Consider the following 7,944-nt stretch of genomic DNA (forward strand, 5'->3'; position numbering starts at 1 on the left):
TATCTTGATAAGCCATAACTCCTGCTTTAGAAAGTTCTACAGTCATAGTCTCCCCGTTTGCATTATACATATTTACATGGTTATCATCGATGAATGTCATAAATTTTGTACTCTGTCCGTTTGCTTCTACCGACCAAGATTTGTCGCTATCATCGAATACAAGTTCAAAAGTTTTGTTCGCGGTTTCATCAGTAATGGTGTACCCGTTTTCGTGTGTTTTTACTAAATATTCATGACCGTTTTCTCCTTTGATCTGTTGAGTATTATCTGCGATGGGATTAGAACCTGACCAGAATTCGACAGAGTTCAATACTACGACATCGGCCAATAGCGAAATTTCATATACCGGAAGAACCCAGAATGCAAAAAACACAAGTTCACTTACAAATTTATTTCCTCCTACACCTTTATTCCATCCGAGGAGCTTGTTTGTCAATCCGAAAGATCCTATACAAGAGGAAAACATCAGGCTGCCGCAAAGTAATACGACTACAGCCATAGTCAATTTGTTTCTTTTCATAATTGTATGAATTAAAATAGTTTATTAGTAGTCTTTGTTTAATTAACTAAATGTAATGATAATTATTCGTTTTATTGCAAATATAAGATAAATATTAGATAAATGCAACTAATAAACAATGATTTGTTATGATATAAGTCGATATCATTAATATTTTTTATTGTAAAATTTGAACAGACCCTTGAATCCGTTATAGATACCGATATTCGATCATTTTTATCCGATTAATTTTTGATGCCGTAACCAATCGAAAAGAAGATCTTGCCATATTTTGTAATATGCAAAATTTGTATTGCAACCCCAACCATGACCTCCGGACGGGAAAATATACATAGAAGCATTGATGCCTTTTTGTTTAAGTCCGTTATAAAATAAAATACTGTTTGCTGGAGGAACAGATTTGTCGTCATCGCTCAGCAGAAGCAATGTCGGCGGTGTTGTTGGAGAGATTTGTTTTTCGTTCGAAAAATTGTCGTTTTCTATTCCTTTCCCTAATAGATTTTCTTTACTTCCTTTATGAGTTAAGTTATTATCCATAGTAATGACTGGATAGAAAAGAATCATGAAATCCGGACGATTCTGTTTATCGAAATGTGTCCCTACAGTGGCTGCTAAATGGCCTCCGGCAGAAAAACCGCTTATACCTATTTGGTTAGCCTTTATGCCCCATTCTGATGCATTTTGTCGAATGATGTTCATCGCCTCTTTAGCATCAGAAAGCGGTATATCAGCATGCCCGTTGGGCAGTCTGTATTTTAAGACTATTCCGGCAATACCTTTCCGGATAAGAAGCTTTGCAAAATCATGACCTTCATGTTGCATTGCTTGACGGGCATATCCTCCTCCCGGACAAATTAATACAGCTGTTCCTGTGTTGATTTTTTTATCAGGTAGGTAAACATACATTTCTGCAGTGTGACTATTTAGCAATCTGCCTCCTTCAATTATTTTTTCAGGGAGAGTAATACCGTTGTTTTCTTTTGTACCATTAGGCCACACCTGTATGGTAAATGAGTTTTGAGAAAAAATCATTGTATTAAAAAATAATGCTATAATAGAGAATATCCATTTCATAAATTTAGAGTCGTTAAGCTTTTATTTTACTTTTGTAATATTCATATAGTTTCAGTACTTTATTTACATAGCTATATGTTTCACGTCCTCTGAAATATCCGAATTTGCAGACCTCATCATTGAAATATTCGGGATTGCTTTTCAATAGAATATATTCAGCAACATTTCCGTCCCATTTTTGTGGATCTTTACCGTACTTTTTCGTTAAAGCAATGGCGTCGAGAACATGTCCTATTCCGGAGTTGTATGAAGCCAAAATAAACTTCATGCGTTCTTGAGGATCTTCTATTGTCGAAAAGCTCCGGTCTAAAGATGCCATTATTTTTATTGCGGTTGCGATATTTTTTTCCGGATTTTGTATGTCTTTGTCTGCTAAACCGTTGCTTCTTGCGGTACGAGGCATAATTTGCATTAGTCCTTTAGCTCCGGCCCATGATACCACCGATGTGTCGAATCTCGATTCATGGTAAGCTTGAGCTGCTATCAATCGCCAGTCCCAGCCTTGTTCTTTTGCATATTTCTTAAATAGAGGATCATATACAGAGATTTGTCCCTTTTTATAGATAAAACTTCGGGTATCGGAGAGTTCTTGCTTAGTTCGAAATATCGTTTTAAAATTTCCTTGTATTTAGGGCTTTTTGTATTATTTTCAGCCCATTTGTCAACCGCTTTTGCCAGTTCAGGCTCGTTTGTCCTGACCGCCCAAGCCGACCGTTGAGGAAAACTTATATTCAATTTTATGTCTATATTATTATAATAAGTTTTATTGAGACGGGCTATGTTATTATCGGCGAGGGTATAATCTATTTTACCGTTGGCCACCATTTCTATCAAATCTTCGGTGATGATGGTGTCTTTATTCATTAAGTGTATTTTGATTCCCCCTCCCAGTTCATTATTCAGATTATTGATACGGGTTTCATATTTCGAATCTTTTTCTACATATATATCTTTTCCGACAAGTTCGGTAACGTTACGTAGCAATGTCTTATTTTTTTCTATTCGTTGAATGAGTATCTGGTGAGTAATTATTTCAGGCCCGCAATAGAGTAATTGGTCTTTTAAGTCACCTGTGATCGGGATATCATAAGCAATAATATCTCCTTCTCCCTTTTGCAGCATTTCGACCAGTTTTCCGATATTTTCCGCAACAACTATTTGGGTCTTTAATCCTTCCGATTCGGCAAATTGCTTGATCAATTCGTATTCGTATCCCATTTCTTCACCGCGGTACAAGAAATAAGAAGTTGAGCTGTATAGTGTAAGTACGGTCAATTCACCTTTTTTCTTGATCGATTCCAAGTCATTTAACTCCGGATTCTTTTCTTTTTTCCCGTGTTGGCAAGAAAATAGAAACAAGAATAAAAGTATGTAAGCCGTTATTCTTACCATATCGGGTCTGATTAAGGATTCAGTTTATGGGCTATAAAATTTGTCAGAATATCGATTGCAACAAGGTTGTTTCCACCTTGAGGTATAATTAGATCGGCATATCGTTTTGTTGGTTCTATATGTTGCAAATGCATAGGTTTCAGTACTTTCTCATATCGGTCTATTACCATTTCCACGGTACGTCCCCGTTCTATAATATCTCTATTGATAACCCGGATGAGCCGATCGTCTGCATCTGCATCGACAAATACTTTCATATCCATCATATTGCGTAACTCTTCATCGCAAAGTATCAAAATACCTTCGACAATAATCACGTCTCTCGGTTGGATCGGGATCGTTTCTTTAGACCGAGTACATGTTAAGTATGAATAGATCGGTTGTTCGACCGGTTTGCCGGCTTTTAAATCTTTCAGTTGATTGACAAGTAATTCGAACTCTATGGCTGCCGGCTCGTCGAAGTTGAGTTTCAGGCGTTCTTCCAAGGGTAAATTGCTATTATCCCTATAATATGAATCTTGAGGAATTACGGTTACTTCACCTTCCGGTAAACTTTGTATAATTTTGCGGACAACGGTCGTTTTTCCGGATCCTGTTCCGCCGGCAATACCAATAATTAGCATATAATTTCAGATAACGACAAAATAATATTTATTTTTGCATTCGCGGTGAATATATCCGGACTTTTAAAAATCCGGAAACCGAAAAATATTTACAAATATAATAAATTTGATTATGGTAAAGCACATAGTTTTATTTAAGTTCAAAAAAACGGGAGATATTGCATCGGTAAAAGCTACGATGCGAGAGTTTAAATCTGCTTTGGAGGCATTAAAAGATAAGATACCTTTTTTGCGTTTTATAGAAGTTGGAATAAATGAGAATCCGAAAGAGGATTTTGATATGTGCCTTGTTACGGAATTCGATTCAATGGAAGATCTGGCAAATTATGCAGTACATCCCGACCATGTGGCAGCGACCCAAATTATAAAAGATATAAAGGAGGGAAGGGCTTGTGTCGATTACACATTCTGATGGAATTTTTCCGGTTTTTCGATGGGTAAGGGTTTGTTTAAGTTTTCTTATAAGGAATATTGTCAAGGCATCTTTGCATTTTTTTTTGTTCTGTAATGATGTTGGCGGCATCGGCATGATTCCCTTCGAAAGGGGAACTGACTGTTCATATAGATTTCTTTAAAACCTGATCCGGGCAAAATTTAGACGACAGGCTCTAAGAATATTTATTTCCCTGTATAGGATTGTCTTTCTTTTTTTTGTTATCTTAGCTACATGATAGAAAATGATAAAAATGTAGCGGTAATAAAACCGTATCACTTCGGATTAGCTTTAAGCGGGGGCGGTGCTCGCGGTTTTGCACATGTGGGTGCATTGAAGGTCCTTGATGAGATGGGAGTGCGTCCCGATATTATTTCGGGAACGAGTGCGGGCTCTTTGATCGGAGTATTGTATGCCGACGGATATACTCCGGATGAAATTATAGACTTGTTTTCGTCTCTTAATTTCAGTGATTTGGCAGAAATAACAATCCCTCGTTCGGGATTCTTCAAGATAACGCGTTTTCGAAATTTTTTGAAAAAAGTTTTGCGGGCTCGTTATCTTGAAGATTTAGAGATTCCGGTTATGGTTACAGCTACAGATCTGGATCAGGGATGCAGCAAGACCTTTGCTACAGGACCTGTTATAGATATTGTTTGCGCTTCATGCAGTATCCCTGTGTTGTTTAGTCCGGTAATAATCGATAATGTTCATTATGTCGATGGCGGAGTATTGAGAAATTTTCCGGTTACACCTATCCGCCCGTTTTGCGATATTGTTATGGGAGTAAATGTGAATCCGATGGTTGCAAAAGAGTACAAAAAGTCGATTATCGGAATAGCAGAACGTTCATACGGCTTTATTTTCAAAAGTAATACGCTTGCCGATATGAAGTTATGTGACATACTTATACAAACTAAAGAAATTATAGATTATAATATATTTGATATAGAGAATCTTAGGGAGATTGCTGCTTGTGGGTATCGAGATACTCAAGAGGTTATAAGTTTGGATAAAGAAAATCTTAAAAATCTGAAAATTCCTTTTCGTACATAGGACATCCTTTTTATTATGAACAGAAGACAAAAGATGATTATTTATCAGGTGCTTCCGCGCCTGTTCGGGAATCAGAATGATGCGTGTAAATGCAACGGTACGATAGAAGAGAACGGAGTCGGTAAACTGGCAGATTTTACTCCGAAAGTTTTGCGTGAAATTAAAATGCTCGGATGTACGCATATTTGGTACACCGGCATTATTGAACATGCCACGCAAACCGATTATACCCGGTACGGGATTGAGCGGGACAATATGTTTGTCGTAAAGGGGAAGGCCGGTTCTCCTTATGCAATAAAAGACTATTATGATGTCGATCCCGATCTTGCTGTCAATATATCTGAACGGATGCAGGAATTCGAATCTTTAGTCGGGCGTTCTCATGCCGCGGGGTTGAAAGTCATAATAGATTTTGTTCCGAACCATGTTGCCCGCCGTTACCATTCCGATGCAAAGCCTGACGGAGTCATCGATTTGGGACAGAATGATAATTCGGAGGTTCATTTTGATTCCCAAAATAATTTCTATTATATTCCTCGTCAAGAGTTCCAACCACAATTTTATATAGGAGAAGGAGACCAAAAGTATAGGGAATATCCGGCTAAGGCAACCGGAAATGATTGTTTCGGAGCTTATCCCAATAGAAATGACTGGTATGAAACCGTTAAACTGAATTATGGGGTAGATTATTTGCACGGCCGTCGGAAATGTTTCGATCCCATACCTGATACATGGTTTAAAATGAGAGATATATTGCTGTTCTGGAGCAGTAAGGGTATAGACGGATTTCGTTGCGATATGGCGGAAATGGTTCCTGTCGAGTTTTGGGGATGGGTGATTCCTCGGATCAAAGAACTATATCCCGGAGTCGATTTTATTGCCGAAGTATATAATCCGCATGAATACAGGTATTATATCGAAGGCGGTAAATTTGACTATCTCTATGATAAAGTCGGGTTGTATGATCTATTGCGCAGCATTGTGAATGGGCATGCGGCAGCTTCTCAGATTACCCGCTGTTGGCAATCTTTAGATGGGATAACAACTCACATGTTGAATTTTCTTGAGAATCATGATGAACAGCGTATTGCATCCCCTAATTTTGCAGGAGATCCCTTTCGGGCTTATCCGGCTTTAATTGTTTCGGCAATGATGAATGTAAATCCGATGATGATTTATTTCGGGCAGGAGTTGGGAGAGCCGGCTGCAGATGCCGAAGGTTTCAGCGGATTAGACGGACGCACGACGATTTTCGATTATTGGAGCGTACCTTCGGTTCGTGCATGGTATGCCGGAGGAAAATGTTCCGTAGTCGGTCTTACACCGGAACAGAAAGAGTTACGTCGCCGCTATAAACAAGTGTTGACGTTGTGTAATAAAGAGGCGGCAATCAGAGAAGGCGCTTTTTTTGACTTGATGTATGTAAATGGGGACAATCCGCATTTTGATGCTCGCAAGCAATATGCATTTTTACGGAAAAAGGATAATGAATTGCTGGTTATTATTGTAAATTTCTGTGATAGGGCGGTTGATGTAGGGGTGAAGTTGCCTCAGCATGCTTTTGATTTGTGGAATATGGCAGCAAGAGAATATTCGGCAAAAGAGTTATTGACGGGAGATGTAGACCAGAAAGTCGTTTCACCTGAAGTTTTGTTCCGATCATCGGTAAAAGCTTATGGAGCTGTAATATGGAAATGTACCGATACAAATAATCGAAAAAAAAAGATTTAATGTGTCAAAATAATAAATGAAATTGTACCTTTGCAAAAAAATTAACCAATCGGATTTATTTTAAAAACACAATGAGCCAGAAACCACCTTTCAAGGTTTTCGCGGGAACAAATTCCCGTTATCTTGCCGAAAAAATTTGTAACGCTTTAAATTGCGAAATGGGAAACATGAAAATTCAGCATTTTGCGGATGGTGAATTTGGAGTATCTTTTGAAGAATCTATTCGGGGAAGCCAAGTTTATTTGGTACAATCGACATTCCCTAATTCTGATAACTTGATGGAGCTTTTATTGATGATCGATGCTGCAAAAAGAGCTTCTGCGAAATCGATAATCGCCGTAGTGCCTTATTTCGGTTGGGCGCGGCAAGATCGCAAAGATAAACCTCGTGTTTCTATTGCTGCAAAGCTGATAGCCGATTTGTTAAGTGTTGCCGGTATCGACCGTTTGATCACTATGGATCTGCATGCAGATCAGATACAGGGATTCTTTAATGTTCCGGTAGATCATTTGTATGCCTCTTCCGTATTCAGTCGTTACATTCAGTCTCTGAAACTCGAAAATATGGTTATTGCAACACCGGATGTCGGAGGATCGAAGCGCGCTAACTCGTATGCGAAATATTTCGGAGTGCCTTTGGTATTATGCCATAAGTCCAGGGCAAAAGCCAATGAAGTAGAGAGTATGACGGTAATCGGTGATGTTGAAAATAAAAATGTCATTCTTATCGATGATATGGTAGATACGGCAGGAACTATAACTAAAGCTGCAGATTTGATGATGAGTAAGGGAGCTCTTTCTGTGCGGGCGATTGCCAGTCATGCCGTTATGTCCGATCCTGCAACAGATAGGGTAAATGAGTCAAAATTGACCGAAATGATCTTTACCGACAGTATTCCTTATTATAAAGATTGTCCTAAAGTTCGCATATTAAGCATTGCAGAGATGTTTGCAGATACTATTCGTAGAGTATATGAGAATGAGTCGATCAGTTCTCAATATATTATATAGTTGGAATTTTGTAAAATCATGTATAAAACCGTTTTATCTCTCTTATAAAAGAAATAAAACGGTTTTTTTTAAGTTTGTGTTTATTGTTTTTTAACTCTTTAATAT

7 protein-coding genes and 1 pseudogene are annotated in these 7,944 nt (G+C 38.1%); 4 read left to right on the forward strand and 4 right to left on the reverse strand.

Going from position 1 to position 7,944, the window contains the following annotated elements:
- The 4 genes and pseudogenes from AC1WHX_RS08730 to udk all read right to left on the reverse strand — a co-directional run.
- The coding region (locus AC1WHX_RS08730; protein ID WP_481229171.1) for a DUF3332 domain-containing protein at positions 1-520 on the reverse strand (520 nt) is incomplete at its 3' end.
- A gap of 216 nt (positions 521-736) precedes the next feature.
- A complete protein-coding gene (locus AC1WHX_RS08735; RefSeq protein ID WP_302544632.1) occupies positions 737-1,594 on the reverse strand; it encodes an alpha/beta hydrolase in 858 nt (285 codons plus the stop codon).
- Positions 1,595-1,607: 13 nt separating this feature from the next.
- Positions 1,608-2,986, reverse strand: a pseudogene (locus AC1WHX_RS08740) (MltF family protein).
- Positions 2,987-2,997: 11 nt separating this feature from the next.
- The gene (gene udk / locus AC1WHX_RS08745) at positions 2,998-3,609 is read right to left on the reverse strand and encodes a uridine kinase (RefSeq protein ID WP_009317603.1); all 612 of its coding nucleotides are present in this window, start codon (positions 3,607-3,609) and stop codon (positions 2,998-3,000) included.
- Between the two features lie 112 nt (positions 3,610-3,721).
- On the opposite strand from udk, the gene AC1WHX_RS08750 reads away from it, so the two are divergent.
- The 4 genes from AC1WHX_RS08750 to AC1WHX_RS08765 all read left to right on the forward strand — a co-directional run bounded on the left by AC1WHX_RS08750 (position 3,722) and on the right by AC1WHX_RS08765 (position 7,839).
- Positions 3,722-4,021: a Dabb family protein gene (locus AC1WHX_RS08750; RefSeq protein WP_009317601.1), complete on the forward strand. Its 300-nt coding sequence runs from the start codon at positions 3,722-3,724 to the stop codon at positions 4,019-4,021.
- 255 nt (positions 4,022-4,276) lie between these two features.
- Complete coding sequence (locus AC1WHX_RS08755; protein WP_009317599.1) at positions 4,277-5,098, forward strand: patatin-like phospholipase family protein; 822 nt, start codon at positions 4,277-4,279, stop codon at positions 5,096-5,098.
- A 15-nt stretch (positions 5,099-5,113) separates the two neighbouring features.
- The gene (locus tag AC1WHX_RS08760) at positions 5,114-6,829 is read left to right on the forward strand and encodes an alpha-amylase family protein (protein ID WP_195596679.1); all 1,716 of its coding nucleotides are present in this window, start codon (positions 5,114-5,116) and stop codon (positions 6,827-6,829) included.
- 71 nt (positions 6,830-6,900) lie between these two features.
- On the forward strand, positions 6,901-7,839 hold the full coding sequence (locus AC1WHX_RS08765) for a ribose-phosphate pyrophosphokinase (protein WP_009317595.1): 939 nt from the start codon (positions 6,901-6,903) through the stop codon (positions 7,837-7,839).
- The last annotated feature ends 105 nt before the right edge of the window (positions 7,840-7,944 follow it).

This window comes from Coprobacter sp., assembly GCF_982436375.1.

Excerpts from the sequence above, each read along its gene's own strand:
- AC1WHX_RS08735 (WP_302544632.1), bottom strand. The coding sequence starts at position 1,594 with ATGAAATGGATATTCTCTATTATAGCATTATTTTTTAATACAATGATT.
- udk (WP_009317603.1), bottom strand. The coding sequence starts at position 3,609 with ATGCTAATTATTGGTATTGCCGGCGGAACAGGATCCGGAAAAACGACC.
- AC1WHX_RS08750 (WP_009317601.1), top strand. The coding sequence starts at position 3,722 with ATGGTAAAGCACATAGTTTTATTTAAGTTCAAAAAAACGGGAGATATT.
- AC1WHX_RS08755 (WP_009317599.1), top strand. The coding sequence starts at position 4,277 with ATGATAGAAAATGATAAAAATGTAGCGGTAATAAAACCGTATCACTTC.
- AC1WHX_RS08760 (WP_195596679.1), top strand. The coding sequence starts at position 5,114 with ATGAACAGAAGACAAAAGATGATTATTTATCAGGTGCTTCCGCGCCTG.
- AC1WHX_RS08765 (WP_009317595.1), top strand. The coding sequence starts at position 6,901 with ATGAGCCAGAAACCACCTTTCAAGGTTTTCGCGGGAACAAATTCCCGT.